The following is a 17,638-nucleotide window of genomic DNA, read 5'->3' as shown; positions in this document are numbered from 1 at the left end:
TCGAACTGGTCAACAAAGCCGTTATTGCTGGCGCGTCCACCCTGGTCAACCTCGCGGCCCCCAGCACCCTGGCGGTAGATCGCGCACGCCGTTATAGCTTGAATCTGATCCATCTGGCGCGGGACAATCAGCCCAGATTTTACAGCCCAGTAACCAGATGAACGACCACCTGAGATGAATAACGACGGCGCTTGTCTTCGGCCATGGTTGCCTCCTGATCCGGTTACTGAGCCCTTCAGGCTGACAGAATCGCCACGATTCAGCAACGGTAAGAACGCGTCACACTCGGCATTATGGCCTGGGAATCACAGAGTTGCCCACTCCCCGCCTAAGTATTAAACAGACGCGCAGCGTATGTGGATCATTTTTGTCGGAAGGCTGTTATAGACTGATACCCAGACCTTTCAAAACCATATGGGTCAGGAAATCGCCGGCTTTCTCGAAGTCTCTGGCCGAAAGCGAGTCCTTATTGAGCGCTATTTCGATCTGCCGGGAAAAGTCGGCATAGGTCTGGGTAGCGGCCCAGATGGTGAAAAACAGGTGCATGGGGTCGACCGGATCCATCTTCCCTTGTTTAATCCAACCACGAACCAGCTTCGCATCGGCTTCGAGCTGGGGCACCAGGTTGTCGCGCAGAAAGTCGGACAGGAACGGCGCGCCACTGATAATCTCGTGGGCGAACACCTTGGAACCGTTTGGATACTGCCGGGAAATCTCGATCTTGCCCAGAATGTAGTTACGGAGCATCTGCGCTGGTTCCTCACCGGAGTGTTCCAGCAGCTGCATTTTTTCCAGCCAGAGATTCAGAATATTCTCCAGTACCCGGCGATAGAGCACCTCTTTGGAAGGAAAGTAATACAGCATATTTTGCTTGGACATTCCGGCACGGTCGGCAATCATATCGATCGAGGCGCCGTTGTAACCAAGCTGGGCAAAAACCTCCTCGGCGACACGCAGGATATTGGCTTCGTGAGAAGTGCGGGTGGCGGATTGGCGCTTGCCATTCCTTTTTGGTGTGGTTGCACTGGCCATTAAGTGAATCGGCCCCTCGGAAAATGGTGAACGACAGGTTCAGACAGCCCGTGAGCAGGGCTACTGCACACGTCAAGCCCTCCAACCATACTCATAATTTAAATTTCTTCAGTTAGTTTTGGTTCCGTCGACCATAACTCACGCCGGATGCCAGGGGTGCTCCTGCAGAAGCATAACCAGCGGCGTGGGCGGACTCATACCACGGACCCAGTATAACGAACCCGAAGACTTGAGATCATAATAACAGAATCCAGAGCGGGGCTTGAATGGCGGAATCCGGCTAATACGATTGAGTCACACGGAACCCGGATTCACCACTTGATGGCCTTGGCAACACTCCGTCAGCCACAAACCAAACTATTGCCGGTACACACCGACGCCTCGGTCAACTCCAACTCTTTCAAATACGTATCCAGAACCAGGTTGGATGTCAGCCCTTTACGAGTAATCACTGAGTAATGTGTCACGTAATAACGCTGATCGGGCAACAGCGGCCGCATCACGCCCTCATTTAACCAGCGCTGGGCGAAATGAGTGGGCAGGTAACCCATATACCGCCCGGTTAGAATCAGGAAAGCGACGCCTTCCCGGTCCGTCGCCGTAGCGGATGCGTTCAGCTCCTGATGCAGCGCTTTAATCTGCGAAGTCTGCGCATAGGCCGGAACAACGGCATCGTAGTGATGTAACGCTGCCTGATCGATAGCACCGTCCGGCGTATTGAACAAGGGGTGGCTGCGACCGCAGTACAACTGGGATGCTTCTTCATACAGGGGGTAATACTCAAGACCCGGCAAGGGCCGCAATTCGGGTATCACTCCCAAATGTAAAACACCATCCAACACACAACGCTCAATCTCGTTGGGCGGGATCATACGGATGTTTATTACGACTTCCGGCCCCTTTTCCTTCAACGCGGCCAGCGCATTGGAAATGCGCATATGCGCCATGGTAACCAGATTATCGGTAATGCCAATATTCAGCTCGCCTTTAAGGCACTTGTGAACCGTATTTACATGGGTACGAAAGGTCTCCAGTGACGCCAGCAACTGCAAAGCCGCCTCATGCACCTGCACGCCTTCTTCAGTCAACGAAAACCCACTGCGCCCACGCTGACACAGCCGCAACGCCAGGCGTTTTTCCAGATCACCCATGGCAATGCTGATTGCCGCACGACTGATATTCAGCTCCACCTCAGCCGCTGAAAACCCGCCACATTCGACCACGCTTTTGAAAATCCTGAGCAATCGCAGATCAATATCACTGACCTGCCTCAGCTTTGCTGCCGGTTTTCGAGACATGTATTAACCCCTTAGCTGGCGGGCGGGTATCGGTTGAGTTATCACCCTCGCTTAACAGCCTGCGGCGCATTGTATTCCTTCGAACGGGCCAGCGCCTCGAAGTCGGCCGCATAGGGTTGGCGATTAATGTAACGCCCGGCACCACGCTCGACCGTCAGCTCACCATCGGCCCAAACCACCTTACCCCGACTGATGGTATGGCTGGGAATTCCCTTAACAGTCCGACCTTCGAAAATATTAAAGTCGATATTCTGGTGATGCGTTTCGGCGGAAATCGTGCGTGAACCTTCCGGATCCCATACCACCAAATCGGCATCAGCGCCCACCTTGATAGCACCCTTCTGCGGATAGATGTTAAAGATCCGCGCGGTATTGGTGGACGTAACCGCAACAAACTCATTTGGTGTCAGCTTGCCGGTATTCACACCCGCATCCCAGATCACAGCCATGCGATCCTCAATACCCGCGGTACCATTGGGGATCTTGGTGAAATCATCCTTACCCGCGGCTTTCTGATCGGCGCAGAAACAGCAATGATCGGTCGCCGTGGTTTGCAGGTTACCGCCCTGCAAGCCGCGCCACAACGCATCCTGATGCTCCCTGGAACGGAAGGGAGGGCTCATGACATGGCCGGCGGCGAACTTAAAGTCTTTATGCCGGTAGACACTGTCGTCGATCACCAGATGCCCCGCCAGGCACTCGCCATAAACTCGCTGACCGTTGCTGCGCGCCCGGGTAATGGCATCCAGCGACTCCTTACAGGAAACGTGCACGACATAAAGCGGAACGTTCATGACATTGGCGATTTGAATGGCACGATTGGCGGCCTCACCCTCCACCACCGGCGGCCGCGACAACGGGTGCCCTTCCGGCCCGGTGATGCCCTGACTCAGCACCTGTTTTTGCAGTTGATACACCAGCTCCCCGTTTTCGGCATGGACGGTGGGCATGGCACCCAGTTCCATAGCCCGCTGAAAGCTATTCACCAGCACTTCATCGTCAGCCATAATGGCGTTTTTGTAAGCCATGAAGTGCTTGAAACTGTTGACCCCGTAATCGCGGACCAACACGCCCATGTCTTCATGAACAGACTCGTCCCACCAGGTGACAGCGACATGAAACGAATAATCGCTGACCGCCTTTTCCGCCCATCCGCGCCACTTGTGATAGGCCTCCATCAACGGTTCTTTGGGCGCCGGTATCACGAAATCGATGATCATGGTGGTGCCACCAGCAAGACCGGCCGACGTTCCCGTGTAAAAATCCTCGCTGGCGACGGTGCCCATAAAGGGCAACTGCATATGAGTGTGGGGATCAATACCACCCGGCATCACATACTGGCCGCCGGCATCGACGATGCGCGCATCGGGCGGCGCTTCGATGTTATCCCCAATCGCGGCTATTTTTCCATCCTGACACAGCACATCGGCCCGATAGGTTTCGTCTGCGGTAACAACGGTGCCACCTCTTATCAATACAGACATAATATCTTCTCCTCTGTAAACAATTACTTATCAATGGGTTACGCCCTCAGCGTCAAACCCGCGCTCAAGCCTTGGCCCGCATCAGTGTTAAGTACAGCATGGCTGCAACGGCAAGACCGACGAACCAGGCATAGTCATAAATGGCGATGAAGAATGCCGGTGCACCGCCCAAGGCACCGGCGGCCACCAAAAAGCCCGGCAGGTTGGGCAGCACCGCGACGAAGAAGGCGATAAATGCCGCCGCGTTCCAGCCGTTGCCATAGCTGTATTCGCCATCGTTGCGGAACAGGGCTTTGGTATCGAGATTGGTTTTGCGGATGACGAAGTAGTCGATCAGCATGATACCGGCCAGCGGGCCCAGCAATGCCGAGTAGCCCAGCAACCAGGTAAAGATGTAGGCACCGGTGGTTTCGAGCAGTTTCCAGGGCATGATGGCGATACCTAGGCCAGCGGTGATATAGCCGCCCATCTTGAAAGAGATTTTGCTCGGATTCAGATTCGAAAAACCGTTCGCCGGCGCCACGACATTGGCCGCGAGGTTGGTGGTCACGGTGGCGATCACCAAAGCAATTAATGCGATCACGACGGCGACGCCGCCCATATTTTTGGTAATGGCAACCGGATCCCAAAGCGCTTCGCCATAAATCACCACGGTGGCGGATGCCACCCCGACGGCGATAAAAGCAAGCAGCGCCATGGGGATCGGCAAACCGACGATCTGGCCGATAAACTGCTGCCGCTGGTTCTTGGCAAAGCGGGTAAAGTCGGGAATGTTCAACGCCAACGTCGCCCAGAACCCGACCATGGCGGTCAGGCCCGGCCAGAAGACTTTCCAGAATTGCCCTTCCCGCGCACCGCCTTCGACAAATTGCGACGGGGTGGCCAGCATGGGGCCGAAACCGCCAGCTTTAACCACGGCCCAGACCAGCAGCGCCAAAGATATCGCAATCAAGAAGGGGGCAGCATAGGTTTCCAGCCAGCGGATCGATTCGGTGCCTTTGGCGATGAAGTAGACGTGCATCGCCCAGCAGGCCATGAAACTGAGGAATTGGGCGAGATCGATGCCGAGCCCTGGCAAGGGGTCACCCACCAGAGCGTTACCGGTCATGATGTTGAGGATGACATAGATCGCCGAGCCACCGACCCAGGTCTGGATGCCGAACCAGCCGCAGCCGACCAGGCCACGCATCATGGCGGCGACCTTGGCGCCGGAGGTACCGAAGGAGGCTCGCAACAAAACCGGAAAGGGAATGCCGTGCTTGGTGCCGGCATGGCCGATCAACAACATGGGTATCAACACAATCAGGTTGCCCAGCAATACCGTTAACACGGCCTGCCACCAGGCCATGCCCGCCGGCACCAGGCTGGCGGCCAGCATGTAGGCAGGTACACACACCACCATCGCGACCCAAAGCCCGGCGATATTATGCCAGCCCCAGGTGCGTTGCGACTGGTCTACTGGTGCCAGGTCCGAATTCCACAAATTACCGTGGGAATCACCCTGGGCTTGGCCGCCAAAGTCGACGGTTTCAGTTACAGATGCTCTGGTCATTTTTAAGGTCTCCTGTTGAGCCTTATCAGCACTGAATAACTCACTTAACAGAGAAAGCCGAATGGCTTTCTCTGAAAACTCCCAGTGGCGAGCTGACAAGCGATCAATTTATTGTTGTTTTTAGTTTAGCTTTCTAGCATAAAGCAGATCTTCCCTTAACGATCTTCCGTCAAATCTCCATAACTTTCCGGACGTCGGTCCCGGAAGAACGGCCAGGTTTCACGAATCTCGCGCACCTGCGCCAGATCAATCTCGTGCACCAACAGTTCGTCCTGGTCGTAGCTGGCCTGTGCCTCGATTTGGCCGCGCGGGTTGACGATGTAGCTGGAACCGTAAAACTCGCCCATCTGCTCGGCCCAGGGTTCTTCGGTGCCCACCCGGTTAATGGCGCCGATAAAAACGCCGTTGGCAGCGGCGGAGGCAGGCTGTTCCAGCTCCCAAAGGTATTTGCTAAGACCGGCGACGGTAGCCGAGGGGTTGACGATGTATTCGGCGCCGTTGAGCGCCAGCGCACGCCAGCCTTCGGGGAAGTGGCGGTCGTAGCAGATGTAGACGCCAAGCTTGCAGTAGGCGGTATCGAACACCGGGTAACCGGTATTGCCAGGTTTGAAATAGAACTTTTCCCAGAATCCCGGAGCCACTTCCGGTATATGATGCTTGCGATACTTGCCGAGATAGGAGCCATCGGCATCGATGACCGCTGCGGTGTTGTAATAGACGCCGGGCATTTCCTCTTCATAAATGGGTACGACAATCACCATCTTGTGCTTCTTGGCGTATTCCTGCATCAAGCGGGTGGTATGACCATCCGGTATGGTTTCAGCCGCCTGGTACCACTTCTTGTCGAGGCTTGGGCAAAAATACGGTTGGGTGAAAACTTCCTGAAAACACAGCACCTGAACGCCCTGGCGAGCGGCGTCTTCGATCATCGGGATGTGAGCTTCCAGCATGCAGTCCCGAATCTGGTCCGGTGACATGGAAGTATCCCCTTTCAGGCTCATCTGAATGAGTCCGCATTTCACTTTACTCATCTTCTTATCTCCATTCAGTGTTATTTATTTTTATTCAATGCCGGGATAATGTGGTTCGCGTAGTCGGCGATAATTTTCTCTTCGTCGCCACTATCCAGATAGATATTGAACTGCGTAACGCCAGCCTCTTCGAGATTGCGTAACTTGGTAATGTGCTGATCAGCGCCACCGAGAACACAAAAACTTTCGACGATGTCGTCGGTAATGAAATCCAGATAGGGGTTATCGCTCTGACCGTGTTTGGAATAGTCGTAACCGCGTCGTTTTTCAATGTAGCTGGTCAGGCTTTGTGGCACCAATCCAGAGTCGAATCCGTATTTCTCGACGATATCGGCAACGTGATTACCCACCATGGCCGGGAACCATTTGGTTTTTTCGATGCAGTAATCCATATCGCCGACAAAGGCTGGCGCCGCTGCCATGACCCTGAATTTGGACATATCGCGGCCGGCGGCGTTACCGGCTTCGATGGCCTGGTCGCGAAACCATTTAACCAGTGCCGGGTCGCCTATTTGAAGGATCAGGCCATCGCCGATTTCGCCAGCGGTTTTTAACGCTTTGGGTCCGTAGGCGCCGATCCAGACCGGCAATTCATAGCCGTCGACCCAGGGGAATTTGACCGGTTCCGGGCATTCGCCGTAGATAACTTCCTCGCCGCGTACCAGGGCTTTAACTTTTTCGGCGAACTCGGCCAGGCGGGCCAGGGTCGCTGGCTTTTTACCCATAACCCGCACGGCGCTGTCGCCACGACCCAGGCCGATGTCGAAACGACCCTTGCTCTGCTTTGCCAGGCTGGCGAAAAGGCTGGCTGCAAGAGACCAGTCGCGGGTATTGGGATTGGTCACACAGGGGCCAAAACGCATCCGGGTGGTGTGTTCCATGCACATGGCCATGGCGACATAGCTTTCTCGCCACAGCACATGCGAATCGTAAAACCAGCAATAGTCAAAGCCCGCCGCTTCTGCCTGGCGAACCAAATACCGGGCCCGGTCGGGGCTAACAAAACCTTTGAATGTGATACCGAATTCCATAGTAATGCCTCCAGTTTTTGTTGTTCTCTATCTGCGCGGGCATGTGTGTTCCCTGCAGCTATTCAGCATGTATTATTTACATTTCGGGCGAACAGATTCGGATTCCCGCATGGGTGAAGGGAACCGATTTGGACATATTCAATCGAATCAACAACGGTGTGATGGCTTCAATGCAACGGGCACTATCGGCCAGCCCAGCGTTGTAGGCGGTCACCTTCAACCGCTCGATCAGTTCAATGACCTTGTTTTTGGCGGCCAGGTCATTACCGCACACCAGGATGTCGCAGTTAATCGGCTGCGTCAGATTATTGAGAACAGTGGCTGATACGTTGTGCAGCGCACCGACCACGGCGACACCATCACCCAGCAATGCCTGGGCGGCTTCGGTGGCCGAACCCTCGGCGGGCATGGTCAGAGCCTTGGGGTTACCCGGCGCCAATGGTACAACGATATCGACCAGTACCTTGCCGTTCAGGTTGTCCTTCAGTGCCGCCAGAGTGGCATCGTGAGCGCTGTAGGGCACCGCCAGCAGCACCAGTTCCTCGGCGACTTCCACGGCCGAGACGTTGTCGTAACCGTTAATCTTACCGGGAGCATCGGGTATCTGTTCCGACAGTTCCCCGGCAATGCCCCGGGCGCGTTCGTGGTCGCGCGAACCGATCGCGACATCGACTCCGGCCAACGCGAAACGCAACGCCAACCCCTTTCCCTGCGGGCCTGTTCCACCCAGAATTGCGATCGTCATCTGAATAAATCCTCCTGTTGCGGGCGCAAGATTTCCTGGGCAGAGCTGTCTTGTTCCGTCCAGTTGATGCCCTTGAAAAGTATGACCGGCTGCTTGGCTTCCTTGACCATCAGGATGCCCGAGGCGGCGGCGATTTCATCGGCCAGTGCCGGTACCGTGGCGGTCATCACCCGGCCATAGGCGTCGGTCTCGCCGACCCGATTCAGTAAAGCGGGTACTCCCGCCAAGCCGATGGCCACATTCATGATGCCCATGCGCCAGGGTCGGCCGAAGGTGTCGGTGATCACAACGCCCAGGCGAGCGCCGGTCAGTTCGAACAGCCGGTCGCGAATGGCACGGGCACTGGCGTCCGGGTCTTGCGGCAACACCACCACCCCGTCATCACCTTCAACATTCGATTCATCGACAGCCGCGTTGGCGCAAATAAAACCCAGGCGATGCTCGGCGATAATGACGCCTTCGTGTTGGCCTTCATGTTTGAAGGCCCGCACAATGCGCTTGGAGTCCCGCAGAATCACCTCGACCTTGCGCGGATCCTTGTTCAGGCGGTCGGCCAGTTCCAGCGCCTCGTCCGATGGCGTTACCTCGCTCAATCGAATCAACTTGCCCTCCGCCTTGGACACCACCTTATGCGCGATGGCCAGGATGTCGCCGTCTTCCAGCGCCTGGCCGGCACGGTCCGCCATCTCGATGATCAGTCCGGCCAGGTCGTCGCCCGGCTCGATATCCGGTAGTCCCGGAATGGCCTGGATGTTAATGGGTCGCATCAGCCGATCACCTCCTGCTCACAGTGCATATTGTCTCGGTCGAACGCGTCGAGGTCGGCCGGAGTGTCGATATCGAACGTCAGGTACGGTAACCGCAGCACCCGGCAAGGCACGCCGTTAAGGTTGGCTTCGGCCTGGTGCGCGCGACTGGAATAGCGGCCAAAGCGAAAGGGAATGACATCCGGCGGTGACGTCAGCAGCGCATTGGTACCCTCGTCCCCGGCCGGGCAAAGCGCCACCTGGGGGCTTTGCCCGGCGCAGGCCAGTACCAACCGGAGTTCCGCCGCATCCAGGTAGGCAATGTCGGCCGGAACATAAAGTTGCGACTGAAAACCCCGGGCCCGACTCCAGCGCGCGGCCAGCCCAACCGCCTGGCACAAACCCTGATCCTGTTCTTCCTTCAGTACCCGGGCGCCGTACGATCGCGCCACGCGTTCGATGCGTTCGGAAGCGGTCACCACCAACAGAGGGGTTTCCGGAAACTCCCGGGAAAAGAACGCCAGGGTTTGTCGAAACAGCCTCAGGGCCAGAGCCGCACGCGACTGGGCGTTCAAAACCGGTGCCAGCCGTTGCTTCGAGACCGCCGGGTCTTTCATCGGTATAACGATAATGACCGGGTTCAAAAGACAGCCTCCAGGTTTGGTTTTTTGGAACTGGAAAATCGGTCACCAAGCCCGAGAATGGCTTGCGCCAGCCGCCGTTTATCATCCGCCGTCTGCATCAGAATCGATTCGGTCAACACCCTGAGAGAGCTGGCTGAGCATTCTGCCTGAAGCGCTTGGTCGAGCGGGTCGATGAGTAAGACATCCACCAGGTCGCGATACATATCGGCAACACCGCGAACATCCGCCCGGTAACCCAAACCGCGCAGCATTTTATCGGCCGGTCCCTTGACCGTTTGCCCGGCAATCAGCGGGGAAACGGCCACCTTCAGCGCCGATGACGTTACTATCGCCTGGCGAATGCCCGGCACGGCCAAAATGGGGGAAATGCTGACCAGTGGATTACTCGGCGCCAGTACGATCAGGTCGGCCTCGGCGATGGCGGCCAGCGCTTCCGGGCATGGCCGAGCTGCGTCTATTCCCTGGTAGCGCAACCCGAGCACCTCTGGCTGGCAGCGCTCACGCACAAAATAATCCTGAAACGGCAGCCAACCGTTAGGCGTGCGCACTTCGGTATGGACCGGATCATCCGTCGGCAACAGGATGGGCGCAGTGACACCCAGTTGCTGGCCAATCAGCCGGGCGATATCACTGGGGCGCTGCCCCATGCGCCGCAGTTGGGTGCGCAGGATATGCACACCCAGATCGCGATCGCCCAGGTTCATCCAGACCTCGCTGCCCAGTTGACGCAACATCGCCAACGCCTGGTACGAGTCCTGTTTCAGGCCCCAGCCTTTTTCCCGGTCGATCAGGTCGGCCAGGGTGTAGGTTAACGTGTCGATATCCGGTGAAACCCAGAGGCCGTGAAATTCCTGATCGTCGGCAATATTTCCGAGAATGGAAAAACCGCTGGCGGCGGAGCTGGCCGCGAAACCCTCGGCCATCTTGGCGCCACCGACGCCACCGGCCAGCAACAGAACTTTGCAGGTTTGCTGATTCAACGCTTGACCTCCCATCTGACTAGACACAGGCACCGCCTACGCCAAACCGGCACAGAGATCGCGCACCGGTATGGGCGACGGTGCGGTCTGGTTGTAAGTTTCCACTACCTGATAAAGCGTGTTCCGGCGCACCGGATTGCGGCCCAACTCGCGAATACGCCGCACCATTTCCTCCGGTGTTAGCTCCTGGCCATGTTGACCCCCGGCGGCTCGGGATATGCTTTCGTTCATCAGGGTACCGCCCAAGTCATTGACCCCGCACTGCAACATCCGCTGGGCGAGGTCGGGGCCGAGCTTTACCCAGGAAGCTTGAATATTGTCGATCCAGCCGTTCAGCATCAGGCGGGCGACGGCGTGCATGCGAATGTGCTCGTCACGGGTTGGTCCCGGTCTCACTCCGGCGTCTTCTTTGTACAACGGGGTGTCGTAGTGTACGAAGCCGAGTGGCACGAACTCGGTGAAACCACCGGTCTCTTTTTGAATCTCGCGCAGCAACGCAATATGCGCTGCCCAATGTCGCGGCGCATCGACATGGCCATACATAATGGTCGAAGTGGTGGGAATGCCAACCCGATGTGCCGCTTTGATGATCGCGACCCATTCGTCGGTGGTGAGTTTGTCGCGAGTCAGAATCTTGCGAACTTCGACGTCGAGAATTTCCGCGGCGGTACCGGGCATGGAATCGAGCCCGGCTTCTTTGAGTGAACGCAAGTAGTCTTCATAGGGCAGCCGATTCTTTTTCGCACCAAACCAGATTTCAAACGGAGAGAACGCATGTATATGCAAGCCCGGCACTTCCCGTTTTATGGTGGCTACCAGGGTGCGGTAATAGTCAGCACTGATATTCGGTGCCAATCCGCCTTGCATGCAAATTTCGGTGGCCCCCCGGGCTTTGGCTTCCCGGGCTCGTGCCACCACTTCTTCAATCATGAGAAACTCGGCACCGGCTTGATCTTTATGTTTCGCAAAGTTGCAGAAGCGGCAGCCCATGTAACAGATATTGGTAAAGTTGATGTTCCGGGTAATAACAAAGGAGGTGTTTTCACCCACCGAAGAACGCCGCAACAGGTCGGCTGTCTGGGTCAGGGCTTCCAGGTCTTTACCCTCGGCGCTGAACAACAGGATGGCATCTGCTTCGGACACTTCCTGCCCCTGCAGAGCCTTCCCCAGAACCGCTCTGATTTTCGGGTCGATCTCGTCGGACAGAGGGCCGGCTATTGACTGTTTTGAATAGTGTTCTGGTTTAAATGCGTCTTGATAGGTCATTATTTTTTTCCTGTTTTGCCTACTCATGAATCACATGTCGTCGGCTTCCAGATTCAAACCGGCTTCAACATTCTGAGTTAATAAACACGAGCCACTAAAGACACTGCACAGCGGCCAGCCCATCCGGCCGGGACAGTGCACGAACACGACCGGCCATATGAGGGTGCAAATAATCATCCTGAGCATTCATATAACGTGAATACACCGTCAGTCGCTCCTGCAATTGATAACCACAACGCTCGCTTTCCTGTTGCAACGACGTTATCTGCGGCCAGGCTCGCTCCGGGTTGATATAGTCGATCGACACCGGAGAAATCCCCCCCCAGTCGTTGATACCGGACGCCAGGTAATCCGCGTAGCGTTCATGCAAATTGGGGGGTGCCTGGAGACTGATCGAGGGGTGCAACAACAATCGCGCTACCGCCAGGGTGCGCAGCATGTCGTCCAGGTCCGGTTCGGGATGATTGGCCATTGGCGTGTCTGCCTTGGCGCAGAAGTTCTGCACGATGACTTCCTGAATGTGTCCGTATCTTTGGTGCAGGTTATTGATGGCCAGCAGGCTGTCGATGCGCTCTGCCCAGGTCTCGCCGATGCCGATCAGAATACCGGTGGTAAAGGGAACCTGTTGCTGGCCGGCGCGTTCGAGTGTGCGCAGTCTCTGCACCGGAACTTTATCCGGGCAGGCGTAATGCACCTGGCCTTTTTGAATCAGGCGGCGGCTGATGTTTTCCAGCATCATGCCCATGCTACCACTGACGGGTTTTAACTGGGCGATGTCCTGTGAACTGAGCGTGCCCGCGTTGACATGCGGGACCAGGCTGGTTTCATTAACCACGCGTTCACACATTACCTGCAGGTAATCGATCATGCTGTGATAGCCCAACTCGGCCAATGCGTCCCGTGCTTCCTGAAATTTCAACTCGGGTTTTTCTCCCAGGCTGAACAAGGCCTCTTTGCAACCGAGCCGTTCCGCCGCCTGGATTTGCTGCATGACTTCGTCGGGCGTCATAACGTTCGCACGGGGGGAGCCTGGCTGTTGAACGAACGTGCAATAGCTGCAGATATCGCGACACATATTGGTCAGGGGGATAAATACCTTCCTGGAGTACGTAACGACCTTGCCCCAGGTGTCATCGCGCAGAGTGGCTGAATCATTTTGCAGGGCAATCAGGTCTTTGCCGCAAACCGAATGAAGCGCCAGAGCATCCTTCCTGGTAAGCATAATGTGCCTCGCCTTCGTTGTTATATACGAAGCCAGCCGACTATAAACCCGGTTCATTACAGAGGTAGTGGGCTTATGTCCTGTCGTATATTTGTTGTTATTTATGACAGACTTTTACCTTCTGGTAAAAACTTATATCACTGGATTTACCGCTTGGTCAACATCCTTATCGAAAATCATCTATTTATTTGTAACCGAGTGTTCGCTCACTTCCGATAGGTAAATAAATACTTAACCAAACTTTAATCATATTGAATTTATAGGAACCAACATTGCTAACAAACTGTTAGGTGTTGGACGATTCGATCAAACACACAATCAGGTGAAGCGATGACTGACCATGCTACGCTCAGTGGCGGCTTGAGCCGCGAACAAATGGATGCGTTCTGGATGCCGTTCACCGGCAACCGAAATTTTAAAGACAATCCCCGGATGATTACCGGCGCCGATGGTTGTTACTACACCACGGTAGACGGCCGAAAAGTCTTCGATGGTCTGTCGGGTTTGTGGTGCTGCGGTGCCGGTCACAATAGAACCGAGCTTGCCGATGCGGTGAACCGGCAACTGCGAGAGTTGGATTACGCTCCTGCGTTTCAGTTCGGACACCCGCTGGCATTCGAGTTGGCCAATCGAATCAAAGCGATGACACCGACTGGTCTGGACCACGTGTTCTTTACCAGCTCTGGATCCGAATGCGCCGATACCTCACTGAAAATGGCCCGCGCCTATTGGCGACAGAAAGGTCAACCAACGAAAACCAAACTGATTGGACGCGCCAAGGGCTACCACGGAACCAACTTCGGCGGTATCAGCGTCGGAGGCATCGGAGCAAACCGTAAACTCTATGGCGCCATGGTCGATGCCGACCACCTGCCCCACACCCTGCTCAAGGAGAACGCCTTTTCCCGGGGCATGCCGAAACAGGGAGTTGAGTTAGCCGATCATCTCGAAGAACTGGTCGCACTACACGATGCCTCGAATATTGCAGCGGTCATCGTTGAGCCTTTTGCCGGTTCCGCCGGTGTGATCGTACCACCTGAAGGGTACCTGCAGCGGCTGCGCGCGCTGTGCGATAAACACGACATCCTGTTGATTTTCGATGAGGTAATTACCGCTTTCGGCCGCACCGGCCACAATTTCGGAGCCGATGCTTTTGGTGTGGTACCGGACATCATGAACGTGGCCAAGCAGTTGACCAATGGGGCTATTCCACTGGGTGCGGTCATCGCCAAGCAAGATATCTACCAGACGTTTATGGATCAGGGCGGACCGGAATACATGGTTGAGTTCCCGCACGGCTATACTTATTCGGCGCATCCGGTGGCTTGCGCAGCCGGTATCGCCATGCTCGATTTACTCAAGAAAGATCGCCTGGTTGAGCGGGCCAGGGAACTGTCGCCCTGTTTCGAAGATGCCATTCATTCACTAAAAGGTAGCCAGCACATCAGTGATATACGCAACTTCGGGCTGGCTGGCGCGCTACAGATTGAACCCTACCCGGGTGAACCGGCACGGCGCCCCTACGAGATTGCCATGGCCTGCTGGGAGAAGGGGTATTACGTGCGCTATGGCGGCGACACCATCCAACTGGGAGTGCCCTTTATCAGCGAACGCGAGGAGATCGAGCGGTTGTTCAGTGTCCTGTCGGACGTAATCAACGCCCAGGCTTAAGAAATACATATCACTGTTTGCCGCCAACTCCCACTTGGGAAAAGCGGCATTTACCCGCGAGGATTAGCAATGCAAACCATTCAGCACTTTATCAACGGCAAAACCGTTACCGACGACCAACGAACCCAGTCTGTGTTCAACCCGGCGACGGGCCAACCCTGTAAAAATGTCGCCCTGGCAGGCAGTGCCACGGTTAAGGCGGCCATTGAATCAGCCCAGGCCGCCTTTCCGGCCTGGCGCAACACGCCTGCGGCCAAGCGCGCCCAGGTCATGTATCGGTTCAAACAATTGCTGGAAGACAACGCCGATAAAATTTGCGCGTTGTTGACCGAAGAACATGGCAAAGTGCTGGACGACGCCCGTGGCGAGCTGGCCCGGGGGATTGAGAACGTCGAATACGCCTGCGGCGTACCGGAGCTACTCAAGGGTGAGCATTCGAAAAATGTCGGCCCCGCCATTGATAGCTGGTCAGAGTTCCAGCCATTGGGCGTTGTGGCAGGTATTACCCCCTTTAACTTCCCCGCCATGGTCCCGCTGTGGATGTATCCCATGGCCATCGCCTGTGGCAACACCTTTGTTCTGAAGCCATCGGAACGTGATCCCAGTTCCGCCTTGCTGATCGCCGAACTGTTACAAGAAGCGGGCCTGCCCAAAGGTGTGCTCAATGTCGTCAATGGCGACAAAGAAGCTGTCGATGTGTTGCTGACCGACCCGGGCGTCAAGGCCGTCAGCTTTGTTGGCTCCACGCCCATTGCTGAACATGTCTACAACACGGCCAATAAGCATGGAAAGCGCGTCCAGGCTCTCGGCGGCGCCAAGAATCACGCCATCGTTTTGCCGGATGCAGATCTCGACAACACCGTCAACGCCTTGATGGGCGCGGCCTATGGTTCCTGCGGCGAACGTTGCATGGCGCTGTCAGTCGTGGTCTGTGTCGGCGATGACCTCGCCGACAACCTCGTCGGCCGACTTCGGGACCAGTTGAAAGGCTTGAAAGTCGGACCCGGCACCGACCCGGCCAGTGAGATGGGGCCGCTGATCAACCAGGCTCACTTACACAAAGTGAGTGGTTTCCTGGCCCAGGGTGTTGAGCAGGGCGCTGAGCTGGTTGTCGATGGTCGTAATCTGGTAGTACCCGGCCACGAAGCGGGTTTTTTCCTCGGTGGCTGCCTGTTCGATCGGGTTAAACCGGAGATGATCATCTACCGCGAAGAAATCTTCGGCCCGGTACTCTGTGTAATGCGTGTCGATACCATGGAAGCAGCCATGGAACTGATCGATGCCCATGAATACGGCAACGGCACCTGCATCTTCACTCGCGATGGAGAGGCCGCCCGTTACTTCAGCGACCACATCGAGGTCGGCATGGTGGGCATCAATGTGCCGTTGCCGGTGCCTGTGTCTTACCACAGCTTCGGCGGCTGGAAGCGCTCCCTGTTCGGCGACCTGCACGCTTACGGACCAGACGCCGTGCGCTTTTACACTAAGCGAAAGACCATCACCCAGCGCTGGCCGTCGAGCGGCGTGCGCGAAGGCAGTCAGTACGCTTTTCCTTCCTGAGGAGTTGGGCCGGAAGCGATTTCCGGCCCTCATACCATGGTCTTGCCTGATTTTATCGACCAGTAAATCGAAATCACCATCGCCGGAGACCAGCACCACCCGGTCGACGGTGAGGGCCACAACATCATGACCGGCCGTAGTCTGCCTTCAGAACGGTTGTAATCGAATCGGCAACCATAGGCATACCGGGTTGTGTAGTAGACGTTCTGAACGTCGACAAATAGAGCAATCTTACTCAAGAAGCGGGTTTCCTCTCTCTAATGTCTACGTACAGTACCATATTGGCTCGACACCAATACAAACCCTTACCGAGCCTTTCAAACGCCAGAAAGGAACGTATCTTGTTAGCGTATTCAGCTTGTAGTCAGTGTGTAAAGCGGCCCAACAGCAACGATGAACCCGTCATAGGCGCCTGGACAACGGCCAGCGTTCGTCAGGCCCGGGTTATCAACCCCGACCCCATGGCCAACGGTAAGGGTGCCACGGTAGAAGGCGGTGCCTGGGCTCAGGTGTCTCGTTTGGGTATGCCCCTGGTGAATGAAGTGGTCATTGGCCTGAAAGACAAAGACGCCTTTAACGCCAGTCAGCCGATGAACGATGGTCAGTTCATTGACTACGTTACCCACCCAACGCTACCAGAATTACTGGAAATACTGTTCGGGGTAACAGCCCCTAATAACTTCCCACGACAAGACCTGGTGACCGCGTTCCTGACGGGCGTGCCCGATGTGAATATGCCCGTTGGCGTCACCGCCTCTGAAATGCTGCGCCTGAACCCGGCCATTGCCGCAACAGCTGCAGCGAGCCAGAACGACCTGGGTGTGCTCGGTGGCGACAATGCCGGCTTCCCGAATGGCCGTCGCCCGGTCGATGACACCGTCGATGTTTCTCTGCGGGTCGCCATGGGTGTGTTGGCCGACCCTGCTGATGCCCCCGACGGCGACCTTGCATACACCGACGGCGTGCAACTGGACGCCAGTGAATTACAAACTATTTTCCCTTACCTGGCGACGCCACTCGCTGGCTCACCAAACTAAGGAGTCTGCTATGAATCGCTTAGTAAGTGGAACCGCCGTTCTTGCCTTGAGTCTTGGCTTGATAGCCTGCACGGACAATGGCTCATCAGATATGAGCAGCACAGTGGACTTTACTGCTTTCGTTATCGCAGAAGTTGGAAACACCTCCGAAGGACGCGATGCCGTATCCATCAATGACATTGACTTCAGCTTCAATGATCAGGAAAACGAACAGGCCTTCGCTGAGTTGTTCTAATTGTTCGTTTGTTTAATGCATGCCCGCAAAGCCGTCGCAATCCGACGGCTTTTTTTCGTCTCGACTCTGGAGGATAGAAGCTAAACGTCTATCCATTGAAGTTA

At 55.9% G+C, this 17,638-nt stretch carries 17 protein-coding genes and 1 pseudogene; 5 read left to right on the top strand and 13 right to left on the bottom strand.

All coding sequences use genetic code 11. From position 1 onward, the window contains the following. Positions 1-5 precede the first annotated feature (5 nt). Positions 6-161 carry a formate dehydrogenase accessory sulfurtransferase FdhD gene (locus WD071_RS08345; RefSeq protein WP_368047904.1) on the top strand — a complete coding sequence of 52 codons (156 nt, stop codon included), beginning with the start codon at positions 6-8 and terminating at the stop codon, positions 159-161. A gap of 220 nt (positions 162-381) precedes the next feature. Here WD071_RS08345 and WD071_RS08340 read toward each other — a convergent pair whose 3' ends face one another. From WD071_RS08340 to cofG, 12 genes are all read right to left on the bottom strand, one after another. Continuing rightward, positions 382-1,032: a TetR family transcriptional regulator C-terminal domain-containing protein gene (locus tag WD071_RS08340; RefSeq protein ID WP_368047903.1), complete on the bottom strand. Its 651-nt coding sequence runs from the start codon at positions 1,030-1,032 to the stop codon at positions 382-384. A gap of 341 nt (positions 1,033-1,373) precedes the next feature. After that, positions 1,374-2,330 (bottom strand): LysR family transcriptional regulator, encoded by a 957-nt coding sequence (locus WD071_RS08335; RefSeq protein ID WP_368047902.1) that lies wholly within the window; start codon positions 2,328-2,330, stop codon positions 1,374-1,376. 41 nt (positions 2,331-2,371) lie between these two features. After that, positions 2,372-3,814 (bottom strand): dihydropyrimidinase, encoded by a 1,443-nt coding sequence (gene hydA / locus WD071_RS08330; protein WP_368047901.1) that lies wholly within the window; start codon positions 3,812-3,814, stop codon positions 2,372-2,374. Positions 3,815-3,878: 64 nt separating this feature from the next. Further along, positions 3,879-5,366: an NCS1 family nucleobase:cation symporter-1 gene (locus tag WD071_RS08325; protein WP_368047900.1), complete on the bottom strand. Its 1,488-nt coding sequence runs from the start codon at positions 5,364-5,366 to the stop codon at positions 3,879-3,881. Between the two features lie 155 nt (positions 5,367-5,521). After that, entirely contained in the window at positions 5,522-6,397 is an 876-nt protein-coding gene (locus tag WD071_RS08320; protein ID WP_368047899.1) for a nitrilase-related carbon-nitrogen hydrolase, read from the bottom strand. A 20-nt stretch (positions 6,398-6,417) separates the two neighbouring features. Next, entirely contained in the window at positions 6,418-7,428 is a 1,011-nt protein-coding gene (locus WD071_RS08315; RefSeq protein WP_368047898.1) for a TIGR03842 family LLM class F420-dependent oxidoreductase, read from the bottom strand. Positions 7,429-7,504: 76 nt separating this feature from the next. Further along, the gene (gene npdG, locus WD071_RS08310) at positions 7,505-8,173 is read right to left on the bottom strand and encodes an NADPH-dependent F420 reductase (RefSeq protein ID WP_368047897.1); all 669 of its coding nucleotides are present in this window, start codon (positions 8,171-8,173) and stop codon (positions 7,505-7,507) included. Then, positions 8,170-8,940 carry a coenzyme F420-0:L-glutamate ligase gene (gene cofE, locus WD071_RS08305; protein ID WP_368047896.1) on the bottom strand — a complete coding sequence of 257 codons (771 nt, stop codon included), beginning with the start codon at positions 8,938-8,940 and terminating at the stop codon, positions 8,170-8,172. The genes npdG and cofE overlap by 4 nt, the downstream gene beginning before the upstream one ends. After that, positions 8,940-9,563 (bottom strand): 2-phospho-L-lactate guanylyltransferase, encoded by a 624-nt coding sequence (cofC, locus tag WD071_RS08300; RefSeq protein ID WP_368047895.1) that lies wholly within the window; start codon positions 9,561-9,563, stop codon positions 8,940-8,942. Before cofC ends, cofE begins: the two co-directional genes overlap by 1 nt. Next, entirely contained in the window at positions 9,560-10,543 is a 984-nt protein-coding gene (gene cofD, locus WD071_RS08295; protein ID WP_368047894.1) for a 2-phospho-L-lactate transferase, read from the bottom strand. Before cofD ends, cofC begins: the two co-directional genes overlap by 4 nt. A gap of 36 nt (positions 10,544-10,579) precedes the next feature. Further along, entirely contained in the window at positions 10,580-11,809 is a 1,230-nt protein-coding gene (cofH, locus tag WD071_RS08290) for a 5-amino-6-(D-ribitylamino)uracil--L-tyrosine 4-hydroxyphenyl transferase CofH (protein ID WP_368047893.1), read from the bottom strand. Positions 11,810-11,903: 94 nt separating this feature from the next. Beyond that, positions 11,904-13,031: a 7,8-didemethyl-8-hydroxy-5-deazariboflavin synthase CofG gene (cofG, locus tag WD071_RS08285; protein ID WP_368047892.1), complete on the bottom strand. Its 1,128-nt coding sequence runs from the start codon at positions 13,029-13,031 to the stop codon at positions 11,904-11,906. Between the two features lie 330 nt (positions 13,032-13,361). Between cofG and WD071_RS08280 the strand changes: the two genes are divergently transcribed. After that, complete coding sequence (locus WD071_RS08280) at positions 13,362-14,702, top strand: aspartate aminotransferase family protein (RefSeq protein WP_368047891.1); 1,341 nt, start codon at positions 13,362-13,364, stop codon at positions 14,700-14,702. Positions 14,703-14,771: 69 nt separating this feature from the next. Then, positions 14,772-16,262: a CoA-acylating methylmalonate-semialdehyde dehydrogenase gene (locus WD071_RS08275; RefSeq protein ID WP_368047890.1), complete on the top strand. Its 1,491-nt coding sequence runs from the start codon at positions 14,772-14,774 to the stop codon at positions 16,260-16,262. A 33-nt stretch (positions 16,263-16,295) separates the two neighbouring features. On the opposite strand, the pseudogene WD071_RS08270 reads toward WD071_RS08275, so the two are convergent. Next, a pseudogene (locus WD071_RS08270) lies at positions 16,296-16,501 on the bottom strand (hypothetical protein); the annotation flags it as partial. Positions 16,502-16,603: 102 nt separating this feature from the next. On the opposite strand from WD071_RS08270, the gene WD071_RS08265 reads away from it, so the two are divergent. Both WD071_RS08265 and WD071_RS08260 read left to right on the top strand, forming a co-directional pair. Further along, positions 16,604-17,299 (top strand): DUF4331 domain-containing protein, encoded by a 696-nt coding sequence (locus WD071_RS08265; RefSeq protein WP_368047889.1) that lies wholly within the window; start codon positions 16,604-16,606, stop codon positions 17,297-17,299. 10 nt (positions 17,300-17,309) lie between these two features. Beyond that, entirely contained in the window at positions 17,310-17,534 is a 225-nt protein-coding gene (locus WD071_RS08260; RefSeq protein WP_368047888.1) for a hypothetical protein, read from the top strand. The last annotated feature ends 104 nt before the right edge of the window (positions 17,535-17,638 follow it).

The organism is Pseudohongiella sp. (genome assembly GCF_040877505.1).
GTDB lineage: Bacteria > Pseudomonadota > Gammaproteobacteria > Pseudomonadales > Pseudohongiellaceae > Pseudohongiella.
This window is presented reverse-complemented; position numbering and strand designations above follow the sequence as displayed.

Bases quoted from the DNA above. Each gene is read 5' to 3' on its own strand.
- WD071_RS08275 (WP_368047890.1), top strand. From the start codon at position 14,772: ATGCAAACCATTCAGCACTTTATCAACGGCAAAACCGTTACCGACGAC.
- WD071_RS08325 (WP_368047900.1), bottom strand. From the start codon at position 5,366: ATGACCAGAGCATCTGTAACTGAAACCGTCGACTTTGGCGGCCAAGCC.
- WD071_RS08340 (WP_368047903.1), bottom strand. From the start codon at position 1,032: ATGGCCAGTGCAACCACACCAAAAAGGAATGGCAAGCGCCAATCCGCC.
- WD071_RS08335 (WP_368047902.1), bottom strand. From the start codon at position 2,330: ATGTCTCGAAAACCGGCAGCAAAGCTGAGGCAGGTCAGTGATATTGAT.
- cofH (WP_368047893.1), bottom strand. From the start codon at position 11,809: ATGACCTATCAAGACGCATTTAAACCAGAACACTATTCAAAACAGTCA.
- cofG (WP_368047892.1), bottom strand. From the start codon at position 13,031: ATGCTTACCAGGAAGGATGCTCTGGCGCTTCATTCGGTTTGCGGCAAA.
- WD071_RS08320 (WP_368047899.1), bottom strand. From the start codon at position 6,397: ATGAGTAAAGTGAAATGCGGACTCATTCAGATGAGCCTGAAAGGGGAT.
- npdG (WP_368047897.1), bottom strand. From the start codon at position 8,173: ATGACGATCGCAATTCTGGGTGGAACAGGCCCGCAGGGAAAGGGGTTG.
- cofE (WP_368047896.1), bottom strand. From the start codon at position 8,940: ATGCGACCCATTAACATCCAGGCCATTCCGGGACTACCGGATATCGAG.
- WD071_RS08260 (WP_368047888.1), top strand. From the start codon at position 17,310: ATGAATCGCTTAGTAAGTGGAACCGCCGTTCTTGCCTTGAGTCTTGGC.
- WD071_RS08280 (WP_368047891.1), top strand. From the start codon at position 13,362: ATGACTGACCATGCTACGCTCAGTGGCGGCTTGAGCCGCGAACAAATG.
- WD071_RS08315 (WP_368047898.1), bottom strand. From the start codon at position 7,428: ATGGAATTCGGTATCACATTCAAAGGTTTTGTTAGCCCCGACCGGGCC.
- hydA (WP_368047901.1), bottom strand. From the start codon at position 3,814: ATGTCTGTATTGATAAGAGGTGGCACCGTTGTTACCGCAGACGAAACC.